Annotated in this window: 1 protein-coding gene; it reads left to right on the forward strand. The window is 38.3% G+C overall.

Annotated features, from left to right (window positions below):
• Window positions 1-469 (forward strand): protein rep (locus KBX53_RS35525; protein ID WP_210864091.1); only part of this gene is annotated, 469 nt, incomplete at its 5' end.
• Between the last annotated feature and the right edge of the window lie 27 nt (window positions 470-496).

Consider the following 496-nt stretch of genomic DNA (forward strand, 5'->3'; position numbering starts at 1 on the left):
GGTTAAACCGAGTTACTTTTCACACGGTTATTTAAAGCAATCTGATTGGGTTCGGCTGTGGCGTGAATGTTTGGATGTCGATTATGATCCTGTGGTTGATGTTCGCACAGTTAAGCCAAAAAAAGGCGGTCACGTTGTTGATGGCATGGAACTAGAAGAAGCTATCAAAAATGCGATTGCTGAAACTTTGAAATATGCAACCAAGCCTGACGAAATTTTGCATGATTGTGAAAACCCCGAGAGCCGCGAATGGTTTTATGAGCTGACACGCCAAACGCATAAATTAAGATTTGTTGCATCGGGCGGGGCATTAAAAAATGCGATCAAAGATGAAAAGAAAATTACAAATCAGGAAATGATTCAAACTGGCAATGATGATGAAGTTCAACAAACAGACGAAAAAAGATTGAATTTCACCTACTATCGCAATAAGAAAAAGTACGTTTATAACCCTAATTTTAACGAATGAATTGGATAAATTTAATAGGGTGATGGG

Source organism: Micromonospora sp. M51 (assembly GCF_018070305.1).
In the GTDB taxonomy this organism is placed as follows: domain Bacteria; phylum Actinomycetota; class Actinomycetes; order Mycobacteriales; family Micromonosporaceae; genus Micromonospora; species Micromonospora parva.